The following is a 26,036-nucleotide window of genomic DNA, read 5'->3' as shown; positions in this document are numbered from 1 at the left end:
GGTCACTCCGGCCGGTTGCAATAGGCCTCGATCCTATACCCGTCAGGATCGATGGCGAATGCTGCGTAGTAGCTGTCGCCATAGTTCAGACGCAGCCCGGGGGCGCCGTGATCCTTGCCGCCGCCGGCCAGTGCCGTCTTGTGGAACGCATCGACTGCCGAGCGGCTTGGCGCCTTGAAGCAGAAATGCAGACCCGACCGCAGATCGGCCGGCACCGGATGATCGGTCGCGGCGATCGCGAACACGCAATCCTCGCCGCCATAGCTGAACTCCGTGTCGTCGCCCTGGCGGATCGGATAACCGAGCGCGCCGAGGGCCGCGTCATAGAACCGGCGGGATGTCTGGATATGGCGCACGCCGATGGAAATATGGTCGAACATGGAACAGCCTCGATCTCGTGAACGGGTCCCGTCTCCGGGAACGGGATCGAAACTAAACAGCTTCAACTGACACCGGGTTGTCAGGTATGATCCGATATTTCCGCTGAATGCAGGTCTTTTTGAACACACCCTTGTCAAGTGCCTGCCGATGACCCGGATCGAGCGCGCCTTCGCCATCCTGCTGTTGCTGAGCGACGGCAGCATGGTCACGGCAACCGATCTCGCCCGCCGTTTCGAGGTTTCGGTGCGGACCATCTATCGCGACGTCGAGATGTTGAGCGAGACCGGCGTGCCGGTCTATGCCGAGCGCGGCGCCCAGGGCGGCTATCGGTTGCTCGAAGGCTATTTCCTGCCGCCGGTCACGTTCAGCAGGGCCGAGACTGTGGCGATGCTGCTAAGCTTGGCGCTCGCCCGCGGCCTGAAGGTGCCGCCGTTCGCGGCCGAGTTGGAAAGTGCCGAACGCAAGCTCGTGGCCGCCCTGCCCGCGCGCCTGAAGCCGCTGTTGGCCGAGACGCGCCGTCTGGTCGGGTTCGAGCGCACGGCGATCGACACGTTCCATCCGGAATGGCCCGGCGCCGACGACGGCTCGCCGGCCGCCGACGCGGCGGAGGCCCGCGCGGTCGAGACCTTCCTGAAGGCGGTGCTGGACGGTACCCGGGTTCGCTTCACCTATCGCACCCCCTATAATCGCCCGGGCAGCATGGTCGAGGCCCAGCCCCAAGGGCTGCTATGGGATCGCGACCGATGGTATCTGATCGGCCTGAAGCTCGACGGACGCGACCGGCCGCCGGAACAGACACAGCGCTTCTGGCGCGCCGACCGGGTGCTGGAGATCGAACTGTCGACCCTGCGCAGCCCGATCTCGCCATTCGACGTCCGCCCGTTGCTCGACCGGGTTTGGCTCGGCCGGGCCATGGCGCGCTGGAACGGCCCCGATCCGGTGCGCATCCGGATGACGAAGGCCCAGGTCCAGCGGCTTCGGCGCGACTGGTACTATCGTTTCGCAGATTATGCGCCCGGTGGGCCGGACCATATGATCGTCAGTTATGGCGAAGGGGATCCGGCGCCGGCCCTCGAACTGGTCCGTTGGCTGGGTCCGGAGGCTGAATTGCTGGCCCCCGCCGCATGGCGCGAGAAATTGCGGCTCGAACTGCTGGAAATGGCGGCGACGCTCGCCTGAATTAGCAGGTCGGCTTCGGCAGTGCCTGGATTTCCTTGAGCTTCGCCTTGATGACGTAGTCGCCATAGTCGATCGTCATCTCGCTGGACACGCCATTGTCCATCAGGCGCATGCTCAGTTCGTAATCGGGGCTCTCGTCCTTGCTCGATTCCGGGAAGAACGCCATCCGGATGTTCCAGGATGGATGATCGATCAGCGGCGACTTCACGTCGGCACTCGGCGGATTGGCCTTCGCGTCGAGCTTGGGACCGACCACCGCGCTGATGTCGACCGCGCCGTCGACCGAAGACCCATCGAACACGTCGGCGGCAACGTAATGCTCGCCCTCCTGCGCCTTGCGGATCAGCAGCAGCGTATGGGCAGTCGGGAACAGCGATCCGGGCGGCAGGTCGAAATTCTGGTCCTTGGGCCGGGTGAACACCGCGCCGCCGGCACCTTTGGCGCCCTTCATCCCGGCATCGCCCTTGATGTCCTCGTCCTGCTGGCCGTTGCGCATGCGCCGCTCGTTGAAGCGGTAGGACTTACCGTCCTTACTTTCCCAGGTGACGAAGTTCGAGTTGATGTCGACCGGCTGATCCTGCTCATACTGCATGTTGAGCTTGTAGCGCTGCTCGATGGTCCAGCCGTCGCAGCTTTCGCCCCATTGATAGGCGAGGGAGCCGGTGGCACCCACCACGCCGCTGTTCGGCTTGGAGCTTTCCAGCGTCATATCGTAGAGCGCCTTGTGCGGCTGCACCTCGACCGGACGGGCCGGCGCCGCGAACGCGGCACCCGCGCACAGCGCCGCGGCCGTGGAAGCCGCCATCACCCGTCGCATCGTCCTATTGCTCATGCTGTTCCGACGCTTTCCGCTGGCGGTGTCTTGACGCAATTACACTGGCAGCAGCGGCGGCTTCGGTGCAATAACCGAAACCGTTTCGCCGCTTGCGGCCGATGGCCGCCTTTCAGTTCGCCTTGCCGGCCTTCGTGGGCGGCAGGTTGAGCTGGATGTGCAGTTCCTTGAGCCGGGCCGCCGGCACGGGCGACGGCGCCTGCATCAACAGATCCTGGGCCTGCTGGTTCAACGGGAACGCCATGATCTCGCGGATGTTGGGCGTGTCGGCCAGCAGCATGACGATGCGGTCGATGCCCGGTGCCGAGCCGCCGTGGGGCGGAGCGCCGAACTTGAACGCGTTCAGCATGCCGCCGAAGCGGGCCTCGACCTCGGACGCCGGATAGCCCGCGATCTCGAACGCCTTGTACATGATATCAGGGCGATGGTTGCGGATGGCACCCGACGACAGCTCGATGCCGTTGCAGACGATGTCGTACTGATAGGCGTTGATGGTCAGCGGGTCCTGGTTCAGGAGCGCTTCCAGCCCGCCCTGCGGCATCGAGAACGGGTTGTGGCTGAACTCGATCTGGTTGGTATCCTCGTTCAGCTCGTACATCGGGAAATCGACGACCCAGCAGAACTTGAAGATGCCGGTCTCGCAGATGCCCAGCTCCTGGCCAATCTTCATGCGGGCGGCGCCGGAGAGCTTGGTCGCGGGGCCCTTGGCGTCGGACACGAAGAACACGCTGTCGCCGTCGATGGCGCCCGTGATCTCCTTGAGCCTGGCCAGCCGCGGCTCGTCCAGGAACTTCGCGATCGGGCCCTTGGCGGCGCCGTCGGCGAAGGTCACATAGCCCAGCCCCTTGGCGCCCTGCTCCTGCGCCCAGCCGTTGAGCTTGTCGAAGAAGCTGCGTGGCTTGTCGGCGGCCCCAGGCGCGCGGATGCCCCGCACCACATTGCCCCTTTCGATGGCACCGGCGAACACGGCGAAATCCGAACCGCGGAACACGTCCGCCACGTCGGTGATGATGAGCGGGTTCCGAAGGTCCGGCTTGTCCGAACCGTATTTCAGCAGCGCATCGGCATAGGCGATGCGCGGGAATGGCCATTCGGTCACGGCCTTGCCGTTAGAGAATTCCTGGAACACGCCGCCCAGCACTGGCTCGATCGCCGCGAACACGTCTTCCTGCGTCACGAACGACATCTCGAAATCGAGCTGGTAGAACTCGCCCGGCGACCGGTCGGCGCGCGCGTCCTCGTCACGGAAGCAGGGGGCGATCTGGAAATAGCGGTCGAAGCCCGCGACCATCAGCAGCTGCTTGAACTGCTGCGGCGCTTGCGGCAGCGCGTAGAACTGGCCCGGATGCACCCGGCTCGGCACCAGGAAATCGCGTGCGCCCTCGGGCGAGGACGAGGTCAGGATCGGCGTCTGGAACTCGGTGAAGCCCTGGTCGATCATCCGGCGGCGGATCGACGAGATGACGCGCGAGCGCAACAGGATGTTCGCATGCATCGCCTCGCGGCGCAGATCGAGGAAGCGATACTTGAGGCGGGTCTCTTCCGGATAGTCGACATCGGTGTTGACCGGGAACGGCAGCGGATCGGCCTCGGTCTGCAGCAGGAATTCGGTGACCTTGATCTCGACTTCGCCGGTCACGAGTGCCGCGTTGACCGTCTCGGCCGAGCGCGCCACGACGTCGCCGGTGATCGTAACGACGCTTTCCAGCTTCAGCTCGACCATCGTGGTGAACATCGGGCTGCCGCTGTCGACCACGACCTGGGTCACGCCGTAATTGTCGCGCAGGTCGACGAACAGCAACTGGCCATGGTCGCGCGTGCGGTGGACCCAACCGCTGAGGCGCACGGTCTTCCCGGCGTCGCTCAGCTTCAACTCACCGCAGGTATGGGTCCGGTAGGCGTGCATGGGTCGGGGCCTTCTGATAGCAGCAGCTGCTCGAGAGCAGCTTGAAAATGGGCATGGAGCGGCCGGCGTTGCCGCCGGACCCTCGAAGCGGCGTAGAGCACCCTGCCGTCCCCGGTTTGTCAAGCGATGGGCAGCCAGGCATGCGCTGGCCGCGAGGCCCGCGTGGGTATGGGCCTTCGATGAATTCGACCGACGACAAACGCCTGGTTAACCGCGATCCGCTACGGTCAGACCATCTGATCCGCAAATTCGGCATTGCGACGCATTATCATTATCGATTACAAGAGACGCCGACGTTCGCTGACGCCAAGCCTCGAGGCCTCACCGCTCATGTATGTCTGCCTGTGCAATGCCTTCACCGACCGCCAAGTCCGCGCCGTCTGCTCGGCCGCCGGCAGCTCCACGGCAGCGGTCTATTGCGCGCTCGGCGTAAAGCCGAAATGCGGCAAGTGCGTGCCCACGGTCCGTGAGATCCTGAACGAGGCCGCCAACGCGATCGCTCAGGCCGCGATCCCGGCCTGAGCGCTGCAACCCCCCGTCATTGACGCCCGCTTCGGGCAGCTCTAGCCTGCCGACCAGCGAACCATCCCTGGAAAGGAGCGGCCATGCGCGGCGATCCCACCGTCCTGCAACATCTGAACGCGATCCTGCGCAACGAGTTGACCGCGATCAACCAGTATTTCCTGCACGCCCGTATGTTGCAGAATTGGGGCATCGCGAAGCTCGGCAAGTATGAATACAAGGAATCCATCGACGAGATGAAGCATGCCGATCGGCTGATCGAGCGCATCCTGTTCCTGGACGGCCTGCCCAACCTGCAGGATCTCGACAAGCTGCTGATCGGCGAGACTATCGAAGAAATCCTGGCTTGCGACCTCAAGGTCGAGGAGCGCGCGATCCCCATGCTCAAGGAAGCCATCGTCTATTGCGAGAGCGTCCGCGATTTCGTCACGCGCGATCTGCTGAGCGACATCCTCGAGGAAGAGGAAGAGCACGTCGACTTCATCGAAGAACAGCAGAGCATGATCGCCCAGATGGGCATCCAGAACTATGCCCAGCTGCAGAGCGAAAGCGCGCAATAGCACTCCGGCCTTTTGACGAGGCGGGGCTGACGGAAGCGGATTTTCGACCGGGCTTGAACACGATCTCCGGTACGATCCCCCGTCCGGCTTCCCGCCGGCCGCCGTCCCGTGTATAGCAATCCCATGAACCTGATCACCACGCCGGGCGAGCTGGAAGCGTTTTGCGCTCGGCAAGCCACCGCCGACTTCATCACGGTCGACACCGAATTCCTGCGCGACAAGACCTACTGGCCGCAATTGTGCCTGGTCCAGGTCGCCGGCCCTGACGAGGAGGCCGCGATCGACGCGCTGGCGCCGGGCCTGGACCTGAAGCCGCTGCTCGACCTGCTCGCAAACGAACAGGTGTTGAAGGTCTTCCATGCCGCCCGCCAGGACATCGAGATCTTCGTCAACTTGACCGGAATCGTGCCGACGCCGCTATTCGACAGCCAGGTCGCCGGCATGGTCTGCGGCTATGGCGACGCGGTCAGCTACGAGACCTTGGCAACCAAGCTCGCCGGCGCCAAGATCGACAAATCCTCGCGTTTCACCGACTGGGCCCATCGGCCGTTGACCGAGCGCCAGCTGGTCTATGCACTGGCCGACGTCACCTATCTGCGCACGGTCTACGAGAAGCTGAAGGCCAAGATCGAGAAGTCCGGCCGGATGGAATGGCTGGCCGACGAGATGGCGATCCTGACCGATCCCGCGACCTATCGGGTCGATCCGGCCGATGCCTGGAAGCGGCTGAAGACGCGCGGCGGCAACAAGAAATTCCTGGCGATCCTGAAGGAACTGGCCGCCTGGCGCGAGTTGGCGGCCCAGAGCCGCGACATTCCGCGCGGCCGCATCCTGCGCGATGAATCGTTGCTGGAAATCGCGGCCCACGCGCCCACAACGATCGACGATCTGGCGCGGATCCGCGGCCTCGGCCGCTCGGTCGCTGAGGGCAAGCTCGGTACCGACATGATCGCCTGCGTCGAGCGCGGTCTCGCCTCGCCGGAGAACCTGACGCCGGAACTGCCGACCCGCACCGACCTGCCGCCGGGCCTGGGTCCGCTCGTCGACCTGCTGCGCGTGCTGCTGAAACTGCGCTGCGAGGATCACGACGTCGCTCAGAAGCTGGTGGCCAACGGCGCCGAACTGGAAATGATCGCGGCCGATGACCGTGCCGACGTGCCGTCGCTCAGCGGATGGCGGTTCGAGCTGTTCGGCCGTGACGCGCTGGCTTTGAAGCACGGCAAGCTGGCGCTGACCGCCCAGGGCAAGCGCATCAAGGTCGTCGACCTTGATGCGCTGGAATCCTCGCCCGCCGCCGATTAAGGTTCGTCCGGCGCCTGTTTGTCGCAGATCCGCAGCAGCGCCTGCCAATCCTTATCGTCCATCGCCGGGGCGCCGTCGTGACCCTCTCGCTCGACCCGGGCTTGGCGGTCGCCGGGATCCGGGTGCGTGCTGAGCAGCGAGGGCACGAGCGCCCCTGACGCCGCTGCCTCGCGCCCGATCCGCCGATAGAAGCGCGCGAGCGGCAGGCTTTCGATGCCGGCTGCCGCCAGTGTGGTGAGGGCGAAGCCATCTGCCGCCCGTTCGGCCTCGCGCGAGTAGGCATTGCGGGTCAGCAGCAAGGTCGCGATGCCCGCCGTCGAGCCCCCGAACAGGTCGCCGGTCGCGACGCCGACCAGCAGGCCCAGGCCGGCATTGCGCACGAGCGCCTCGGTCGGATCATGATGGGCGACATGGCCCATTTCATGCCCCAGGATGCCGGCGATCGCCGAAGGTCCTTCGGCCCGGTCGAGTAGGCCGGAGAACAGCAGGACGCGGTGCCCGGGCAGCGCGAAGGCGTTGACGATCGAACTATCCAGGACCGCGATGCGCGGCGCCTCCGCCAGGCCGCCGGCCGTTGCGAGGCGCGCGCCCAGTCGATCGAGCGCTGCCTGCCCCGTTGGCGCCACGCAGCGCCGGATCGGCGTGCCGCCGAGCGTCAGCATCGAGACCATGCCACGCTCACTGCTGGCTCCGAGTTGCCGCTCCAGCGACGCAGGCAGCACCAGGGCCGCCTGGTGCGCGACCCGCGGCAGCAGGACGAACAATGTTCCGGTCAAACCGACGACGGCCAACAGGCACCAGAGTGCCACCCGCCCGCCGGACCAGCGCGCCCGTGGTCGGCGGTGCAGGTTGGGGCAATGGAGCGCCAGGAAATCCCGCGCTTCCACCCCGACCTGCAGCCGCGCGCCTTCCCATCCCCCGACGGTCAGGCGGGCGCCCTGCCCGTTCCGTTCGACGACTCGGACGTCGGCCAGAGGCCAAGGCTCCAGCCTTACCGCTCCATCGGCCGCCGGTTCGAACCGCAGCTGCCCTGCGTCCGGATCGACGGTGAGATGGACGTCATGGACCGCGGTGGTCCGCCCATCGTTCAATCGTCCGCGCACGGTGGCGCTCCTCTACCGTCGGGTCAGAAAGCGCCGATGTCGAATGCATCCGCCATGCCCTCGCCCGCACTCGGCATCGGCGCCGTCGACTGACCGATCCGATCCAGACGATCGACGTTGGTCATGCTCATGGTGTCGCAGATCTGCCGGACGATCGCCCGGTCGATCCAGAAGATCCGCAGGATGTTGAAGAGACCGAAGGCAATGACGAAGGCGACCACCGATGCGATGATGCTCAGCGTTTGGCTGGCTCCAGCGCCTGCGTGCACGCCACCCAATCCCATGAACAATCCGATGATCGCCACCATCGCAACGACCAGAACGAGCCATGCGGCGATGCCGAAGCCGACGATCCGGGCGATCAGGCCGCCCACAGACAGTAACGAACCAATTTGCACCTCGCCGAAACGCGTCTTCCGGATGGTGTATCGCAGCTCGATCAGGAAGTAGACAAGCAAGCCGAACAGCCACGTCAGATAGCCGAGGCCGACAAGAAAGATGCCGGGAGATGGCTTGGCCTCTTTGGTGGTATCGATTTTCAGGGTAATCAGCAAAACGATCGACCCAGCGAAAATGACGTAAGGCACGATCCAGGCGAGGATGAGATCGCTCCCCCGCCCCTCGAAGCGCGCTTCGAGATCGCCGAGTGCCGTGCGGTCCATCAGATAGCGCGTCGTGGCGATCCGGGCCCAAGGATACGCAATCCCCAGAGTGATCGCCGAAAGCAGCGTCCAGCCGATCACGAGGCGCAGATAGGCCCAACTCGATCCGCCCTGGCTCGCCCGCACACCGCGCCACAGCGTGCGCGACAGGCGATAACGGCGGGCCCGGAACGTGACGAACTGGATCAGCACGAAGAAGCCCAGCCCTTCGACCAACCGCAACAGTCCACCGATGATCGGGTTGGCGTGCTGCAGCAGCGCGGTCAATCCATAGACCAGCCCGAACGGCAGCATGATGCCGAGGAACATCAGGAAACCGATGAACAGCTCAAGGCCGGTCCCGGTATACTCCAGCGGATCGCCGGCGACGACGATCGAGCCCCACCAGTAGCGCCGCAGGGCCGCCCGCGCCCAGAAGCGATAGATGCCGAAAGTGACGAGCGTCAGGACCGCGTTCTTGACCAGCAGTCCGAACAGGCCGCCCCGGTCCATGAAACGGACGGGACCGGACGGCGGGGCAGGCTCGGACAGGGGAACGGCGAGAGGCGTATCGGCGGCAAGCGTCATGGCAAGGTGCTCCGGCTCCACGCCGGCATCCGGCGCGAAACCTCGATAGCATTCCCGCCATACGTGCGTCCACGTCGATCTTTGCGGTTACCCGCGCGCGCGCTTCTTCGGCGGCGGTGCCGCCGCATCCTCCGTCCGGACCAGGGTGCGCTTGCCGACGGCGCGGCCGAGCGCATCGAGGCGGCGCTGCACGGCCTCGCCGGTATAGATCGCGGTATGTTCCGGCACGGTCAGGGCCAGGGTCGTGTCGTCGACCTCCAGCGTAGCGCTGCCGACCAGCCCGGGTGCCCCGCCCGACAGCGTGTAGGCGAGCCGCAGCCCCAGACCGACCGAGCGGGCGCGGGCCAGGGTCTGCTCGTCGATCAGGCCGCGGATCCGGTTCAGGATCTGCGCGTCGGGATTGCCGCCGTAGCGGGCATGCAGCGCTACCGCCAGGAAGGCGCGGCCCTGGTGGTCGAGGCCGGCCACCGGCATGCGCAGGCAGCGCATGAAGGTCTGCTCGTCGCGGTAGTCCGGATGCTCGCTCCAGCCGATGTCCGACAGCAATGCGGCGGCACGGCGCAGCCGCTTCTGCATAGCCGTCTCCTCCGCAAACAGCGGATCGGTCCAACGCACCAGCTCGTCGCCGCCGGTGGCGAAACGCGGGTTAGTTCTCGCGATCGCCTCGGCCGCGGCCAGCAGCGGATCCAGCCGTTGCTCGGTCGGGGGCAATTGCTCGAACAGATGACCCTCGCGCAGCCCGTAAGCGCTGAACACGACCCGGTCCGGCTGGATCGTCTTGACCAGGCGGTGCAGCACGTAGGCGGCAAGCGGCACCGTCTCCAGGCGCTTGCGCGAAATGCCGGCGACCTTTTCCAGCGACCGTCGCGACTGGCGGCTGACCAGGTCGGTGAAATTCTCGATCTCCTGCCGGCCGACCCAGTAATTCTGGATGATGTGCAGCGGGTAGCCGGTCTGCTCCATATGGATGCGGGCCAGCGCGCGCCAGGTTCCACCGACGGCATAGAAATGGCGCCCGCGCCCCTGGGCAAGCCAGTCGATGCCGCCGACCGCCTGGTCGACGATCTGGCGCGCCCGGGCATCGTCCCCGCCGGCCTCGGTCAGGCGCAGCGCGCCGATCGGCAGGCTCGAGACCAGCGGCGAGACGACGGCGCCGGTCATGGCCAGTTCGACCGAGCCGCCGCCGAGATCGCCGGTGATGCCGTCGGCATCGGGAATGCCGGCACGCACGCCGGCCGCCGACAGGCGGCCTTCCTCGACGCCGTCGATGACCTGGACCTCGACCGTGTTCCGCCGTTCGATCTCGGCGACGAATTCGGCACCGTCGCTGGCGTCCCGCACCGCGGCGGTCGCCAGGATGTCGAGGCGCGCCACGCCCAGCCCGCGGGCGAGCGCCACGAACCGTTCGATATTGTCGCGGGCGAGCACGACGCCGTCAGGATTGAGACGGCCCGAACTGTTGAGCCCGCGCCCCAGCGCGCACATGACCTTTTCGTTGAACAGCACCATCGGCGATCGGCTGATCCGGTCATAGATGACCAGGCGCAACGAATTCGAGCCGATGTCGATGACGCCGACCATCGTGCGCCGGCGCTCATCCAAAAGTGCGACGGCGGAGAAGGGGTGCGTCAAGACTTCCATACCGAACTCATACGTTGTCGAGCACCAAACGTGGCGCGCCGGCCGGCTTTCGCAAGGCCGAACCGCGGCCCGACAGGCTGGGATTGGTCATGAAATAGTTCTGTGCATTCACGCCATCCGCCTTCGCGGCGATGCGGGTATAGACGCCATCGGCGCCCAAGGTCCAGCTTTGTGCCTGATCCTTCAGGTTTTCCAGCATGATCTCGTTCAGCACCTGCTGATGCACCGTCGGGTTGTCGATCGGCACCAGGGTCTCGACGCGCCGATCGAAATTGCGCTGCATGCAGTCGGCCGAACTGATGAAGACCAGCGCCTTGGGCGACGGCAGCTTCTCGCCGTTGCCGAAGGCATAGATCCGGCTGTGCTCGAGGAAGCGGCCGATCAGGCTCTTCACCCGGATGTTCTCGCTCAAACCTGGCACGCCAGGCCGGAGGCAGCAGATCCCACGCACCACCAGGTCGACCTGGACGCCGGCCGCCGACGCGCGATAGAGCGCGTCGATCGTCGTCGAATCGACCAGCTGGTTCGCCTTCAACCAGATCATGCCGGGCCGACCGGCCTTGGCATGCGCGATCTCGGCCTCGATCGAGCCCAGCAGCCGTTGGCGCAGGTTGATCGGCGCGATCGCGACCTTCTCCAGCTTCTCCGGCGTCGCATATCCGGTGATGTAGTTGAACAGGCGCCCGGCATCCCGTGCCAGCGCCGGGTCGCAGGTGAAGAACGACAGGTCGGTGTAAACCTTGGCGGTATAGGGATGGTAGTTGCCGGTGCCGAAATGGCAGTAGGTGCGCAGACCCCCGCCCTCGCGCCGCACGACCATGGAGACCTTGGCATGGGTCTTCAGTTCGACGAAGCCATAGACGACCTGCACGCCGACCCGCTCCATGTCGCGCGCCCAGCGGATGTTCGCCTCCTCGTCGAAGCGCGCCTTCAGCTCGACCAGCGCCGTCACGGACTTGCCGGCCTCGGCCGCCTCGATCAGCGCGCGGACGATCGGGCTGTCGTCGCTCGTGCGGTAGAGCGTCTGCTTGATCGCGACCACGGCCGGATCGCGTGCGGCCTGGCGCACGAACTGCACCACCACGTCGAAGCTCTCGTAGGGATGGTGGACGATGATGTCCTTGGCCCGGATCGCCGCGAAGCAGTCTCCGCCGAAATCGCGGATCCGTTCCGGGAAGCGCGCATTGTAGGGCGCGAACTTCAGGTCCGGCCGCTCGTCGATGATCAACTGCTTCAGGTCGACCAGGCCCAGGATGCCCTCCATCCGGAACAGGTCGTCGGGTTTGGCGTCGATCCGCTCCATCAGGAATTGCGCCAGATCGAGCGGCATCGCCGCCTCGACGCCCAGATGGATGACATGGCCGCGGCGGCGGCGCTTCAGCGCGGTCTCGAACAGTCGGACCAGATCCTCGGCCTCTTCCTCGACCTCGATGTCGCTGTCGCGCAGGATGCGGAACGCGCCCTGGCCGTTGACGATGAAGCCCGGGAACAGGCGGTCGAGGAACAGGCCGACCGTCGCCTCGATCGGGAACATCCGCACGCCCTCGCCCGGCAGCCGCAGGAAGCGCGGCACCGACGACGGGATCAGCAGCAGGGCCTGCATGCGCTTCTTGTCCGCCTGGCGCTGCAGGATCAGCGCCAGGCCGAAGCCCAGGTTCGGAATGAACGGGAACGGATGGGCCGGATCGACCGCGAGCGGCGTCAAGAGCGGGAACACGTCGGCCATGAAGCGCTCGTGCAGCCAGGTGCGCTCCGTCTCGGTGATCTCGTCGGATCCCACGACCGCGATGCCAGCCTCGCGCAATTCCTGGCGCAGCCGCGTGTAGCAGGTCTGTTGCGACTGCATCAGCACGTTGACGCGCTTGTGCACCGCCTCCAGCTGCTGGGCCGGCAGCAGGCCATCCTGGCTCGGCGTCTCGATCCCGGCATTGACCTGTCCGCGCAGGCCGGCGACGCGCACCATGTAGAATTCATCGAGGTTGTTGGCCGAGATCGACAGGAAGCGCAGCCGCTCGAACAGAGGGTGGCACTTGTTGTCCGCCTCTTCGAGCACCCGTTCGTTGAACGCCAGCCAGGACAGCTCCCGATTGATGAAGCGCTGCTCGGAGGTCGCGGCGATCTTGGGCGGGCGGGCGGTTGCGGTTCGGGTGGTCACGGGGTCGGTCTCCATCGCTCAAGGCCCATCGCCGCGTCGGGCGCGGGAATGCTCGGAGTCGACCCTACCTCACGCAAGAGTCGGTGTCATGACAGTGACCGAGATCTTGCAACAAAGGCTTCAGACGACTGGTCCCATCAGATGCTTGCGGAACCCCGGGCGTTCGCCGAGCCGCGCGTACCAGGCCGCGAGGTTCGGCAGATCCGGCCGTTCGAACGAAAAGGCGTACCAGCGCCGGACGGAATTGCCCATGGCGATGTCGGCCAGGCTCAGCCGATCGCCGGCGACATAGGGATGCTGCGCCAACTCCCGGTCCACCAGGGCCCAGGTCCGGGCCAGCCTGTCGACATGTCCGGCCAGTTGAGCCGGATCGACGCCGCCCGCCGGTGGGCGGATCAGGCCCCAGAATACCGGCGCGATGGCGGGTGCCAAGATCGAGAGCTGCCAATCCATCCAGCGCTCGACCAGGGCGCGCGGGCCCGGCTCCACCGGATAGAGCGCCGCGCCGCCGTAGCGGTTCGCCAGGTACCGCATGATCGTGTTGGATTCCCACAGGATCAATTCGCCGTCGCGCAGGGTCGGCACCAGCCGATTGGGATTCATGGCGGCATACCAATCCTGGTCGACCTGGCCATGCTCGCGCCCGGCCTCCATCCGCTCGAACGCCAGGGACAGTTCCTCGCACGTCCATAGGACCTTCTGCACGTTGGACGACGTCGCCCGGCCCCAGATCGTCAGCATGGCCCTCTGCACTCCCGGCATTTGTGATCCTTCGACGGATGACGAAGCATCCTCGGTTGTGGCGGACCGTCGCGCGAACCATCCTGCCACCTCCTCCATCGCATGATTGCGGCGAACGAGGAACCCCGACCCCATTCAAGAAAGCGGCATCTCAATGCTCTCGGTCGCACTCGCTCCGTTGCTCCTCGTCATCCTGCTGATCGCCAGCCGCCGCGTCTCGACCCTGGTCGCGGGCCTGATCGGCTGGGTCGCCGCCCTTGCGGCGGCATGGGTGCTGTGCGCCCCCTCGGTCGACTTCCCCGCCTGGGCGGTCCTCGAAAGCGCCGAAGGCGCCTGGCTCGCCTGGCAGGCCGTCGCGGTGATCCTGGCCGGCCTGTTCTTCTATCGCGTATTGCGCCGGCACGAGGCCCATCTGTTCCAGGCCGACGGCCCTGCCGAGGCCTTGTCGCGCGGCCGGCTGTGGGCCGTGTGCTTCCTGCTGGGTCCGTTCGCCGAATCGGCGACCGGCTTCGGCGTCGGCGCGATCGTCGCGATGGCGGCGCTGATGCGCATGGGGCTGAAGGGGCCGGGTGCCGCCGTGCTGGCGCTCTATTCCCAGATGCTGGTGCCGTGGGGCGGCCTCGCCGTCGGCACGATCATCGGCGCCCATCTGGCCGGCGAGGCGGAAACCACGCTCGGGTTGGCCAGCGCCATCCTGACCATGCCGCTGCTCGCGGGCTATCTGGTGCTCTACTGGGTCTTCGTCGGCCGGCTGACGGGGCCGGTGCCCTTGGTGCAGAAGATCGAGGATGCGCTGTGGACGGCGCTGCTGGCCGGCGCGATCTGGCTCGCCAACCGCTATGTCGCAACCGAGTTGGGCGGCGTCGTGGCCCCGGGCGCGCTGCTCGTGCTGCATTTCTTCCTGAGCCGCCGGCCCGACTGGGCCATGCTGCGGCGCGCCACTGCAAGTGCCCTGCCCTTCGCCATCCTCGCGGCCCTGTTGATCGCGACGCGCAGCATCCCGCCGCTGACCGGCGCGCTGCGTACCACGTTCGTCCTGGCCCCCTTCGCCGATCAGCCGAGCTTTCCGGTATTCTATAACCCGAGCTTCTGGCTGCTGCTGGTCGGCTTGGGCGTGATGATTGCGACCGGGCGCCTGGGCGAGTTGCCGGCCCGGTTGAGGGAGACCTGGACCGGCGGCTGGCGCGCGGCACTGGTGACCATCGCGTTCGTCGCCATGGCACAAGTCCTGGCCGCCGCCGGGGCCGCCCGCCTGGTCGGCGAAGGCCTGCGCGCCGGCCTCGGCCCTGTTGCCCCGCTGACCGGACCATTGTTCGGCGCGGTCGGCGGCTTCCTGACCGGCAGCAACTCGGCCTCGAACGGCATGATGATGGCCGTACAAGCGGCGCTGGGCGATGGCCTTGCCGGCTGGAGCGCCGCGCTGCAGAACGTCGCCGGCAGCAATTTCAGCATGCTCTCGCCGGTGCGCGTCGCCATGGCGGCGGCCCTGATCGGCGGTACCGGCGCGGATGCCGCGATCTACCGCCGCGCCTGGCCGGTGGCCGTCATGCTGCTGGTCGTCCTGCTGGCCGAAGCGGCGCTGCTGACCCTGCCGGGCTCGCCGGTCCGATAGGCATCTCAGCTGTCGCCCGGCAACCGGTGCAGGGCGACGGCGGCGCGCGTCCCGTCTTCCAGGTCGATGGTCAGCCGGAACAATGCGCCGTGGCGCACGCCGCGGAGCGCCTGATCCGGCGCCAGATCGGCGGTGAAGCCCTCGCCGGTGAATTTTGCATTGAGGCTCCTGAACCCGGCCTTGGCCTTGCCGTTGGCACCGACGCCCCAGCCATAGGTGACGGGCCCGCGTCCGCCGGCCGGCAGTTCCAGATAGATCGTCTGGCCGCGCGTGCTATAGCCGAACCAGCTTTCCCCGCCATGCGGCTTGATGCCCATCTGGGCGAGCGCGAGCGGTACCTCGTCGGCACCGCAATGGAATTCGCCCGGATGCGGCGTCAGGTCCGGCGACAGGAACAGGTCCATGCAGCTGGCGTAGGCATCGAAGTCCGGCGTGTCGGCGACGACGTTGCCGCGCAGCTGGCTGGTCTCGTCGAGCAGCAGGAATGGCAGGTTGCGTTTGGCGAGGATTTCACGGGCCATCGGTCCGCGTGCTTGCGTCACCTGCTCGTCGGCGGCCGGGAACAGCACGAGGAGCCGTTCGGCCTTCGTGTTGGTCAGCTGGTCCCAGGTATGGGCCAGGATGATCGGGTTGTTGAGGTCGTTCGGCACATAAGGCGAGCTGTATCGCGCGCCCCATTTGACGCCGGTATTGGGCGCGAAGGCGACGATGGCATAGAGACCGTCGATCACCTTGCCCGCTTCGAGGGCGAAGGCGCCGCAAACCTCTTGCCCGGCCAGGACGACATGCCGGTAGCCTTCGGCCCGGGCCGCATTGACCTGCGCGCCGAGCGACTCGTCGACAGCCTCGACCTTGTCCTCCCAACCCTGGCCGAGCCGGCTATTGCGTTGCAGGCGCACGATGTCCCAGCCGAGCGCCGCCATGCCCTCCATGGCCCGGATCGGCGGAACGCTGGGGCCGACGTGATTCCAGGGATCGGGATGGTTCCAGATGACCAGGCCCCGGGCGAAATTCGGTCCCAGCAATGGGTAGTCCTCGAAGGCGTCCTCGACCCAATAGCTCGTCTCCGGGGTGATTGGCCGCTTGCCGGTCACGGTGATCTCTTCGGTCACCGATGATTTCTGCGCGGGCTGGGCCGCCTCGGTCGACGATGCAACGACGGCCGCCACCGAGAAGAAAAACCATGACCGGGACAGGCGCATTGGGGCCTCGTACGGCGGATCAGCTGTTGCCCGGCAGCCGGTGCAGGACGACCGCGGCGCGTGTGCCGTCCTCCAGATCGACCGTCAGGCGCAGCAGCGCGCCCTGACGGATGCCGCGGATGGCCTGGTCCGGCGCGAGGTCGGCGGTGAAGGCGTCGGCGGTGAATTTGGCATCGAGGCTCTTGAAGCCGGGTTTGGCCTTGCCGTTGGCACCGGCGCCCCAGCCATAGGTGACGGGTCCATGTCCGCCGGGCGGCAGCTCCAGATAGATCGTCTGGCCGCGCGTGCTGTAGCCGAACCAGCTTTCCCCGCCATGCGGCTTGATGCCCATCTGGGCGAGCGCGAGCGGTACCTCGTCGGCACCGCAATGGAATTCACCAGGGCGCGGCGTCAGGTCCGTCGACAGGAACAGGTCCATGCAACTGGCATAGGAGTCGAAGTCCGCCGTGTCGGCGCCAGCGGTGCCACGCACCTGGCTCGTCTCATCGACCAGCAGGAACGGCTGATCGCCGCGTTTGGTCAGGATGTCGCGCGCGGTAGGACCGCGCAGATGCGGCACCTGCTCGTCGGCGTCCGGGAACAGCACCATCAGTCGCCCGGCATGGGTATGTTCCAGTTGATCCCACGTGCGGGTCAGGATCACCTGCCCCCAACTGTCGGTCGGCGAATTGATCATTTGGCGGGGCCACCCGGCCCACTTGATCCCTGTATTGGGTGCGAAGGCGATGATCGCATAGAGCCCATCGATCGTCTTGCCCGCTTCGAGCGAGATGCCACCGCCCACTTCCTGGCCGGCGAGAACGATGCGCTTGTAGCCCTGGGCCTTCGCGGACTCGATCTGGCCGACCAACTGTTCATGGACGCGGACGGTCTCCGACTCCCAGGCCGATTCGATGCGCGAATTGCGCTGCATCCGGATGATGTCCCAACCGAGCGCCGCCAGCCCCTCCATCGCCCGGATCGGCGGCACCGCCGGCCCCGCATGGTTCCAGGGAAAGGGATGGTTCCAGATGATCAGTCCCTGGGCGAAGTTCGGCCCCAGCAGCGGATAGGTCGCGAATGCGTCCTCGACCCAATAGCTCGTCTGCGGTGTCACCACCGGGCGCTTGCCGATGACCGTAATTTCTTCGGCCGCCGGCGCGGGTCGGGAAGAAGTTGGGGTCGCGTTCGTCTGCGCCCCTGCCGACCCGGCCAAGACCGTCAGCGCCATTGCGAGCAGCCATGACCACGAAGAGCGCATTTCCAGACCTCCCGCGACGACGCCGGTTTCCCGCAGTTCAGCTGTTGCCCGAGAGGCGATGCAGCAGCACGGATGAGCGCGTTCCGTCGGGCAAGTCGACGGTCAGCCGCAGTTCGTTCTCCTGCTTCAGCCCGCGCACGGTCAGATCCTTGTTGAGATCGAAGGTGAAGCCCGCGCCCATCGGCCTAGCCTCGTAGCTCCTGACCGCGGGCTTGCCCCGACCATCGGCGCCATAGCCCTGGCCGTAGAGCACCGGACCGCCGCCGACCGGCAGTTCGAGATAGGTTTCGAGGCCGCGGTTGCTGTAGCCGAACCAGGCTTCGCCGCCGTGAGGTTTGGCCGCCATCCGGGCAAGCGCTGCCGGCACCTCGTCGACCCCGCAGTGGAACTCGCCAGCGTGCGGTGCCGCATCGGGCGCCAGGAAATAATCCATGCACGTGGCGTAGCGACCGAACGCGGTGGTTTCGGCCCCTGTATTCCCATGCACGTCGCTCGTCTCGTCGACCAGCAGGTACGACAGTCCCTGGCGCGCGGCCAACAGGTCGTGCGCCGTGGCGCCCCTCGGCTGCGTCACCTGCTCGTCACCGGCCGGAAACAGGATGACGAGCCGCGCCGCATGGGCTTCGCGCAGCTGGCTCCAGGTGCGATCGATCGAGGCCAGACCGTCGCCGGTGTTGGGCGCGAAGGCGATGACCGCATAGATATTGTCGATCGTCTTCGCCGCTTCGAGCGCCAGCCCGCCGCCGAAGCCCTGCCCTGCCAGGATGATACGCTGGTAGCCAAGGGTCCGTGCCTGGGCCACCTCCTGGGTCAAAGTCTCGCGGACCTCGGACAGCCGGTTTTCCCAGGCGGGCGCCAGGCGCGGATTGCGCTGGAGCCGGATGATGTCCCAACCGAGCGCCGCCATGCCGCTGATCGCCTTCGCGGTCGAGACGCCGGCGCCCTGGCCGTTGGCCGCAGTGGGATGGTTCCAGATGACCAGCCCCTTGGCGAATTGCGGGCCGAGCGCCGGGAATTCGCTGAAGCCGCCTTCGAACCAGACATTCGCACCCGGCACGACCGGCCGCTGCCCGGTGACCACAATATCCTCGTTGAGGGTGGCGGCCTCGGCTCTCGGCCAGCCCGCCAGGAACAACGCCAGAACAGGCAGGAAACGTCGCATCGGGGCACTCCCGCGGCCGAAGGGGGAAGCGAATTGCCGAAAAGTTGCCCTTATTGTTCTCCTAAAATTTCCGGTCGTGCAAGCCAGCGAATTGTTACAAAAAGTAGAAACCGCTCTCCGGGCTCAATAGCGTGTAAATCCCTCGAATGTCCCGAACAGCGCAGCCGTGTTGCTGCCGATGAACAGCAACGTGTCGCTGGGCGATCGATCGTCGATCACCGCGGCGAGGCCGGACAGAGTTTGAATGCCCCCGACGGTGCAGGTCGGAAGTGTCATCTGCATCTGGTACATGTCGTATCGCTGGTCGATCAGGCTGATCTGCCCGGTGATTTGGCAGCCCGCCACGATTCCGGTATAACTCCCGTCCTCGTTCACGCTGATGTTGCCGATCAGCGCCCCGGCATCCCGGAAATTCCACGCCCCCACGATCTGATCGAACGATGACGTGCGCTGATAGGCGGTCGCTTGATAGCCCGCGAACAATTGCATGCTGTCTGTCGTGGAGCCGCCATTGACCATCTTCTTCTGCGCGTAGAACGATCCGCCCTGGCTCAGCGCACCTTGCCAGGTGAACGAGTAGCCGCCGGCGTTGATGTCGCCTTGCGTCGTTGCGAAATCGTCCATGCCGGAACCGCTCAGCGAAAGATCGGACCCGATCCTCATCACGCCGGCCGTCGTGTTGCCCAGATCGTTCAAGCCCTGGAAGGCGCCGGTTTCCGCCACCAGCAGGATGCCGTCGCTCGCCCTGTAGACCCCGGTAACGGGGTCGAAAAACGGCGTCTCCGTCGAGAAGATGCCGCCGACCGGCGATGCCGCATTCCGCGTCGGCGTATTCGTCACCGCAACGCTCGTGCCGCCGCGCGGCGCCTGCGTGCTGTCGGCGAAGCGCACGAAAACCCTGACGGTGTCGGGCCTGAACGGAAGCTCGCCCGTGGCCTGGACGAACACCGCGAAACTTGCGGTCGCATTGGCGGCGAGCGAGAAAGATACGCCGGTGCCGGGCGCCTGCAGGCATTGGCCACCGGCATTCGTCTGGCAGAGCGTGGCGTGAAGCGGCAAGGGCAGCAGGCCGCTGTCGACGGTCGCGGTTATGGTATCTGCGCTGCCGACGTTGGAGACCGCCACCGCGAAGGCGCCTGAGCCATTGCCTTGGATGCGGACGATGCCGTCCCCGCTCGTCGTCGCCGACAGTGCGACCACGTCGGGCGTCTGCTGGACGCTGGCCGAATAGACGATCGTATCGAGCCCGTCGATCGGCAATGCGTCGTAGACCGTCGCCGTCGACGGGTCGCTGCACACGAAACGAGGGCGAATCGAGACCGGCGCGATCACCGTGCTGGTATTGATCGCGATGACCATCGTCTGGCTGGCCCCGGCCCTCAGCGAGAATCGATCGCCCGTGTTGCCTTTCGGCAGGTTGGTCGCCGGATCCGTCAGGGTGTAGGCATAGTTTACGGCCTGAAGGCCGGATACGAATTTACTCGTATCGATACTGCATTGGGTCAGGTCCTTCCCGGAGGTATTGATGACCGTGGCGAATACCGTGACCGCATGCGTGCCCGTCAAACCCGGATCGGTGACGGCCGAACGGCTTGTCGGCAATATCGCAGCGACCAGTCCGTCGGCAGCCGCCGGGTGAGCCGTCGCGGCCAGTATCGCCCCGACCAGGGCCAATCCAAAAATACGCATCATAATGTCCTGGAACTCTAATGGTACTGCGGCCGATGGGCAGTCGCTCTGAGAAACCGACCTCGGGCGGAGAAAAGTCGCGTCCAGCAATGCTTGCTAATTGCGCGAGAACGGCATGAATGTGGCGCCGCCCCGGGTGGCATCGTTACCGATGAAGATCAAGGAATCGTCGGTCGCCTGATCGTCGCCGAGGACCGCCAGACCTGCGAAGCTCTGCGCGATCAGGCCCCCGGCCGGGCAACTCGCCTGGTTCAGGACCAGATGATAGAGGCTGTATCGCGTGTCGATCAGGCTGACGCTGCCGCTGAACGAGCAGCCCTCGAGACTGCCGGAATAGGTTCCGTTGGTCTTGAAGGTCGCACTGCCGACGAGGGTCCCGTCACCATCGCGAAGCTTCCAGGCCCCGCTGACCAGGGCAAGCGACGACGTCCGCTCATAGTCCGGGGCATCGTAGGTTCCCGACACGGAAAAGGACACCGGCCCGAAACGGCCGACCGGCGTGGCATGGTTGACCAGTTCGGCCGATAGCCAGCTGCGCTGGCCGATCGCGCCTGCCCAGGCTTCGGACGAAGCATCGGTCGTGCCGATCGCCTGATAGACGATCGTGCCGGTCTGGATGAGGCCGGAACCGGTCGCCAAAGTGCCGCTGACGATGTTGCCGACGCTATCGAAACCCTGCACCTCGCCGTCTTCCGCCACGAGCAGAGCGGCCTCATTGCCGGCAGCGGCGGCCTTGGCCATCGCCTTTGCCCGGATAGCGGTGCGCTTGACGGGAGCCGATTGGGTCAAGGATTGCGATGTCGAGGTCGAACTCGTCGACAATGCGGGGAATTCGACCTCGTAGATCCCTCCCTTGGGCAAGGTGGCATCCAACGTCGCGCCGTTGGTGACGGCCACGCTGGTCGCGCCGCGCACCGTCTGCCCGGCATCGGCGAAGCGCACGTAGATGCGGGCGTTGGCCGGAGCGAACGGCAGCTGGCCGTTCGCCTGCACGAACACGCCGAAGGTGGCCGTGGCGCTGGCAGCGAGTGAAAGGCTCGCGGTCGAGCCCGCAGCCCCAAGGCATTGCCCGCCGGTCCCGGTCTGGCAGATCGACGCCGTGATCGGCAAGGTCGCGTCGCCGGTATCGACGCTGGCGGTGATGGTTCCGGCGGCACCGACGTTGGAGACCGCGACGGCGAACGCGTTGGCTCCATTGCCCTGGATGCGCAGCACGCCGTCGCCGCTAGGGGCGGCGACCAGCGCGATCACGTCGGGGGTGGCCTGGGCGCTCGCCGAAAACAGGATGGTGTTGAGCCCGTCGATCGAGGTCGACAGCACCGCCGTCCCGCCGTCCGAGCATTGGACGACCGGACGGACCTGAACCGCCTGCTCCGAACTGTTGCCGCTGATCGTCAGCACCATGGTCTGACTGGCACCGTTGGTCAGGTTGAACCCGGGGTTCAAGCCGCTCGTGACCGCATTGGTCGCGGGATCGGTCAGCGCATAGGCGATGCTGGTCTGCGACGTGTCGTCCTGGCTGCTCGCCACGCTGCAGCCGGTCAAGTTCGCGCCCGCGCTGTTGATCACGGTCGCGAAGACGGTCACGCCCTGACCCAGCACCGCCGAGCGGCTGGCCGGCAGCACGGCGGTCACCAGACTATCCGCGAAGGAGGGACCGGCCAGGAAAAGGCCGACGAGCGAGAGCGAAGCCAGTTTCGAAAGATGCATGCTGAGGTCCTGAAATGCTGCGGGCGACGAGTGATCGGAAGACTAGGCGCTCCCTAGTCGCGCGAGAACCGCACAGAGGTAGCCGCGCCTTGCGTCGCGTCGTTGCCGATGAAGAGCAACGTGTCGCTGGTGGTCTGATTGCCGACGAATGCTGCCAGGCCCGTGAAATTTTGCACGGCCAAACTGGCTCCGGGGCAGCTCGCCTGGCTCATCGTCATCCGATATAGATTGTAACGCGTGTCGATCAGGCTGGTGCTGCCAGCGACAACACACCCCGAGATCGTGCCGGAAAAAGACCCGTCGGTGGCGAAATTCACGTTGCCAATCGGTGTCGCAAATCCATCCCCTGTCTTCCAGGCGCCGGTGAAATTAACGAGCGAGGATGCACGCTCAAAGGTCGAGGCCTCGTATGTGCCGGACACGGAAAATGCGCCCGGTCCGACTCGGTTGGCCGATGTCGAGGAATTGACGAGATCCGCCGAAAACCAGCTGCGTTGGCTGATCGCACCCGTCCAAGCCTCCGACGCGACGAGGTTCGATCCTTGCAAATGATATGTGGCCGTTCCGGTCTGAATGAGGCTGTTCGCCGTCGCCAAAGTCCCGCTGACCACCCGGCCGTGACCCTCGACCCCCTGAAACTCACCGTCTTCCGTTAGGAATAGAGTACCCAGATTCTCATTCTCTAATCCGTCGGTTAGCTCCACAGGAAATGCGACTTGATAGATGCCGCCTTTGGGCAAGGTTGGATCCAATGTCGCGCCATTGGTAACGGCTACGCTGGTCTCGCCGCGCACCGTGAGGACGTCGTCGAAGCTGACATAGACGCGGGCGTTGGCCGGTGCGAACGGCAATTGACCGTTTGCCTGCACGAACACGGCAAAGGTGGCTGTCGCGTTTTCAGCAAGCGACAAGGTCGCCGTCGAGCCCGCCGCCGCAAGGCACTGGCCATCGGTCCCGGTCTGGCAGATCGACGCCGTCATCGGCAAAGCCGAGCCGCCGGTATCGACTCTCGCCCAGATGGTATCGGCGGCGGCGCCGACGTTGGAGACCGCGACGGCGAAAGCGGCCGCCCCGTTGCCTTGGATGCGCAGCACGCCATCGCCGCTGGGCGTGGCGACCAGCGCGATCACGTCCGGGCCGGCCTGGGTGTCCGCCGAAAACAGGATGGTATTGAGTCCGTCGATCGGCGTGGACGAAACTGTCGTTCCGCCCTTCGAGCATTGGACGACCGGCTGGACTTGAGCAAACGTCTCCGACGTATTGCCGACGATGGTCAGCACCATGGTCTGGCTGGCACCCTTCGCCAAGTCGAACCCAGGGTTCGAGCCGCTGGTGACCGCATTGGTCGCCGGATCGGTCAATGCGTAGGCGATGCTGGTCTGCGACGTGTCGTCCTGGCTGCTCGCCACGCTGCAGCCGGTCAATTTCGCGCCCGCGCTGTTGATCACGGTCGCGAATACGGTCACGCCCTGACCAAGCACCGCCGAGCGGCTGGTCGGCAGGACGGCGGTCACCAGTTCATCTGCAAGCGAGGGACCGGCCAGGAAAAGGCCGACGAACGAAAGCGAAGCCAGTTTCGAAAGGTTCATCTTAGATCCTGAGATGCCGGAATATCGTCGTTCAAGTGATCTCTGCCAAGAAGCGGCGTGCACGCTCTAGTTGCGCGAAAACGGCACGAAGGTGGATGCGCGAATTGAGGGTCCGAAATTATCGCCGTCTAACGAACCAATGAAAAGCATCGTGTCATCGGTTGCTTGGCCGTCGCCGAGTGCGGCCAAGCCCGCGAATTCTTGCGCACTGAAGCCCGCCGCCGGGCAACTCGCCTGCTGCATCGTCAGATGATAGAGACTGTATCGCGTATCGATGAGACTGATTTGACCACTGAAAGAGCAGCCTGAGAGGGTGCCGGAGTAAGTCCCATCGGCTGCGAAATTCGCGGTGCCGACGAGTGTTCCATCCCCGTCCCTGATGTTCCAAGCGCCGGCAACTTTGGCGAGCGAGGAGGTCCGCTCGTAGTCGGCTGCATCGTAACCGCCCGATAGGGAAAAGGATCTGGGTCCCAACGAGTTGATCGAGAACGCGGGGTTAACGAGTTCGGCCGACAGCCAGTTGCGCTGGCTGATGGCGCCCGACCAATCCTCCGGCGAAATTTCGGCCGATTGGTTCGGTAGATAGAAGGTTTGTCCCGTCTGGATGAGATTTCCGTCCGTCGCGATGTTGCCGCTCACGACGCTGCCGAAGCTATCGATCCCTCGCATTTCGCCGTTCTCTGCCAAAAACAGGACGCCCGGATTGGCCGACGCTGCGTCAGCGGCCATTGCCTTGACCATCGTGCGCTTTGCCGGGATCGACACCGATTGCGACACTGAACTCGCAGGGAAGTTGAGCTGATAGATCCCGCCCTGGGGCAAGGCCGCGTTCAGCGTCGCGCCATTGGTCACGGCCACGCTGGTCGCGCCGCGCACCACCTGCCCGGAGTCGGCGAAACGCACATAGATCCGGGCGCTGGCCGGCGCGAACGGCAGCTGGCCGTTCGCCTGCACGAACACGCCGAACGTGGCCGTGGCGCTGGCCGCGAGCGACAGGCTTGCGGTCGAGCCCGGAGCGCCAACACACTGGCCGCTGGTCCCGGTCTGGCAGATCGACGCCGTGAGCGGCAGTGCCGCGTCGCCGGTATCCACGCTCGCGGTGATCGTACCGGCGGCGCCGACGTTCGACACGGCGACGGCGAAAGCGTTGGCCCCGTTGCCCTGGATACGCAGCACGCCATCGTTGCTGGGCGAGGCCACCAGCGCGATCACGTCCGGCGTGGCCTGGGCGCTCGCCGAATACAGCACGGTGTTGAGCCCGTCGATCGAGGTCGACAGCACCGAGGTTCCGCCATTCGAGCATTGCACGACCGGACGAACCTGGACCGCCTGTTCCGAGGTGCTGCCATTGATCGTCAGCACCATGGTCTGGCTCGCGCCGACGGCCAGGTTGAAACCGGGGTTCGAGCCGCTGGTCACCACGTTGGTCGTCGGATCAGTCAATGCGTAGGTGATGCTCGTCGCCGAGGTATCGTCCGTGCTGCTCGCCACGCTGCAACTGGTCAGGGCCGCGCCCGAACTGTTGATCGCCGTCGCGAACACGGTCACGGCCTGCCCCAGGACCGCCGAGCGGCTGGTCGGCAGGACCGCGGTGACGACGCTGTCGGCGAAGACGGGACCGGCCAGGAGCAGACCGACGAACGAGAGTGAAGCCAGTTTCGGAAGATGCATGATAGGTCCCGGACGTGAACGCCCTGCAACCTAATGTTACAAACCTGAAATAGCAACGATCCTCGTCTCGCCCCGGTCAGAAAGAGAAACCCTTCAGAAAGCGGTTCCCGCGATCTCGTGCAGATGGGGCGTGGACAGATGCAGCACCTGGTACCAGGGATCGCGCACCGCGGCGACGCGCTCGCGCCAGAGGGTGAAATGCACCAGCGCCCAACTGTGCGGATCGACCGCCAGGGCCGTGGTATGGACGTCCGGATGCCCTGCCCGCTGCCGCATTTCGTCCAGCGCCTGCTCGACGGCCGGCGCCGGATCGCCGTCGCGCATCGGCTGCAGCACCCGCGTCGCCATGGTCGGGGCGGTTGCCGCCGCCCGCCCGCGCTCGCAGGCGACGCCGGTCCAATGCAGCACCGGCCGGCGGCCGATGAATGAGACGATGTTGGCGAATCCGCCGCCGCCCCACAGGAAACGGTTCATCCCCGCGATCGACGCCCAGAGGTAGAACGGCGCGTAATGGTTGACCTCGGCGCCGTCGACCCCACGCTCGCGCAGCAGATAGGCCTTGAGGCCCAGCCCCGGGAAATCGTCGAGCAGCGGCGCCTTGGCCGCGACG

21 protein-coding genes are annotated in these 26,036 nt (G+C 65.8%); 5 read left to right on the top strand and 16 right to left on the bottom strand.

Going from position 1 to position 26,036, the window contains the following annotated elements; all coding sequences use genetic code 11:
- Positions 1-2: 2 nt before the first annotated feature.
- Positions 3-380, bottom strand: coding sequence for a VOC family protein (locus VGV37_RS19945; RefSeq protein WP_326881501.1), 378 nt, complete (start codon positions 378-380; stop codon positions 3-5).
- Between the two features lie 148 nt (positions 381-528).
- On the opposite strand from VGV37_RS19945, the gene VGV37_RS19940 reads away from it, so the two are divergent.
- On the top strand, positions 529-1,560 hold the full coding sequence (locus VGV37_RS19940; protein ID WP_326881500.1) for a YafY family protein: 1,032 nt from the start codon (positions 529-531) through the stop codon (positions 1,558-1,560).
- Between the two features lies 1 nt (position 1,561).
- Here the strand turns inward: VGV37_RS19940 and VGV37_RS19935 are convergent, their stop codons facing one another.
- Positions 1,562-2,365 (bottom strand): cell envelope integrity EipB family protein, encoded by an 804-nt coding sequence (locus VGV37_RS19935; protein ID WP_326881499.1) that lies wholly within the window; start codon positions 2,363-2,365, stop codon positions 1,562-1,564.
- Between the two features lie 139 nt (positions 2,366-2,504).
- Positions 2,505-4,298: an aspartate--tRNA ligase gene (gene aspS, locus VGV37_RS19930; protein WP_326881498.1), complete on the bottom strand. Its 1,794-nt coding sequence runs from the start codon at positions 4,296-4,298 to the stop codon at positions 2,505-2,507.
- Positions 4,299-4,628: 330 nt separating this feature from the next.
- On the opposite strand from aspS, the gene VGV37_RS19925 reads away from it, so the two are divergent.
- The 3 genes from VGV37_RS19925 (at position 4,629) to rnd (ending at position 6,682) form a co-directional block, all read left to right on the top strand.
- Positions 4,629-4,820: a (2Fe-2S)-binding protein gene (locus tag VGV37_RS19925; RefSeq protein WP_326881497.1), complete on the top strand. Its 192-nt coding sequence runs from the start codon at positions 4,629-4,631 to the stop codon at positions 4,818-4,820.
- 83 nt (positions 4,821-4,903) lie between these two features.
- Positions 4,904-5,380, top strand: coding sequence for a bacterioferritin (bfr, locus tag VGV37_RS19920; protein WP_326881496.1), 477 nt, complete (start codon positions 4,904-4,906; stop codon positions 5,378-5,380).
- 123 nt (positions 5,381-5,503) lie between these two features.
- Positions 5,504-6,682: a ribonuclease D gene (gene rnd, locus VGV37_RS19915; protein ID WP_326881524.1), complete on the top strand. Its 1,179-nt coding sequence runs from the start codon at positions 5,504-5,506 to the stop codon at positions 6,680-6,682.
- Here rnd and VGV37_RS19910 read toward each other — a convergent pair.
- The 5 genes from VGV37_RS19910 to VGV37_RS19890 all read right to left on the bottom strand — a co-directional run bounded on the left by VGV37_RS19910 (position 6,679) and on the right by VGV37_RS19890 (position 13,551).
- Positions 6,679-7,785: a M48 family metallopeptidase gene (locus VGV37_RS19910; protein WP_326881495.1), complete on the bottom strand. Its 1,107-nt coding sequence runs from the start codon at positions 7,783-7,785 to the stop codon at positions 6,679-6,681. The genes rnd and VGV37_RS19910 overlap by 4 nt on opposite strands.
- Before the next feature lie 23 nt (positions 7,786-7,808).
- A complete protein-coding gene (locus VGV37_RS19905; protein WP_326881494.1) occupies positions 7,809-9,014 on the bottom strand; it encodes a YjgN family protein in 1,206 nt (401 codons plus the stop codon).
- An 87-nt stretch (positions 9,015-9,101) separates the two neighbouring features.
- Positions 9,102-10,655, bottom strand: a complete 1,554-nt coding sequence (locus VGV37_RS19900; RefSeq protein WP_326881493.1) for a Ppx/GppA family phosphatase — start codon at positions 10,653-10,655, stop codon at positions 9,102-9,104.
- Positions 10,656-10,662: 7 nt separating this feature from the next.
- Positions 10,663-12,825, bottom strand: a complete 2,163-nt coding sequence (locus tag VGV37_RS19895; RefSeq protein ID WP_414638045.1) for an RNA degradosome polyphosphate kinase — start codon at positions 12,823-12,825, stop codon at positions 10,663-10,665.
- Positions 12,826-12,930: 105 nt separating this feature from the next.
- Positions 12,931-13,551, bottom strand: coding sequence for a glutathione S-transferase family protein (locus tag VGV37_RS19890; RefSeq protein WP_326881491.1), 621 nt, complete (start codon positions 13,549-13,551; stop codon positions 12,931-12,933).
- Positions 13,552-13,705: 154 nt separating this feature from the next.
- On the opposite strand from VGV37_RS19890, the gene VGV37_RS19885 reads away from it, so the two are divergent.
- A complete protein-coding gene (locus VGV37_RS19885) occupies positions 13,706-15,163 on the top strand; it encodes an L-lactate permease (protein WP_326881490.1) in 1,458 nt (485 codons plus the stop codon).
- Between the two features lie 5 nt (positions 15,164-15,168).
- On the opposite strand, the gene VGV37_RS19880 is transcribed toward VGV37_RS19885, so the two are convergent.
- The 8 genes from VGV37_RS19880 to VGV37_RS19845 all read right to left on the bottom strand — a co-directional run.
- A complete protein-coding gene (locus VGV37_RS19880) occupies positions 15,169-16,365 on the bottom strand; it encodes a hypothetical protein (protein ID WP_326881489.1) in 1,197 nt (398 codons plus the stop codon).
- 19 nt (positions 16,366-16,384) lie between these two features.
- Complete coding sequence (locus VGV37_RS19875) at positions 16,385-17,605, bottom strand: hypothetical protein (RefSeq protein ID WP_326881488.1); 1,221 nt, start codon at positions 17,603-17,605, stop codon at positions 16,385-16,387.
- 37 nt (positions 17,606-17,642) lie between these two features.
- Positions 17,643-18,767 (bottom strand): hypothetical protein, encoded by a 1,125-nt coding sequence (locus VGV37_RS19870; protein ID WP_326881487.1) that lies wholly within the window; start codon positions 18,765-18,767, stop codon positions 17,643-17,645.
- Between the two features lie 123 nt (positions 18,768-18,890).
- Positions 18,891-20,456: a hypothetical protein gene (locus VGV37_RS19865; RefSeq protein WP_326881486.1), complete on the bottom strand. Its 1,566-nt coding sequence runs from the start codon at positions 20,454-20,456 to the stop codon at positions 18,891-18,893.
- A gap of 96 nt (positions 20,457-20,552) precedes the next feature.
- Positions 20,553-22,166, bottom strand: a complete 1,614-nt coding sequence (locus VGV37_RS19860) for a hypothetical protein (RefSeq protein ID WP_326881485.1) — start codon at positions 22,164-22,166, stop codon at positions 20,553-20,555.
- A 53-nt stretch (positions 22,167-22,219) separates the two neighbouring features.
- Positions 22,220-23,755, bottom strand: a complete 1,536-nt coding sequence (locus tag VGV37_RS19855; protein ID WP_326881484.1) for a hypothetical protein — start codon at positions 23,753-23,755, stop codon at positions 22,220-22,222.
- Positions 23,756-23,821: 66 nt separating this feature from the next.
- A complete protein-coding gene (locus VGV37_RS19850; protein WP_326881483.1) occupies positions 23,822-25,303 on the bottom strand; it encodes a hypothetical protein in 1,482 nt (493 codons plus the stop codon).
- Between the two features lie 216 nt (positions 25,304-25,519).
- Positions 25,520-26,036: DUF4865 family protein (locus VGV37_RS19845; RefSeq protein ID WP_326881482.1), on the bottom strand; the 517-nt coding region annotated here is incomplete at its 5' end.

Origin of the sequence: Aliidongia sp., assembly GCF_035943795.1 — a bacterium.
GTDB lineage: Bacteria > Pseudomonadota > Alphaproteobacteria > ATCC43930 > CGMCC-115725 > Aliidongia.
Note: the sequence above shows the minus strand (reverse complement) of the source record. Positions and strands in the feature narration are given on the sequence as shown.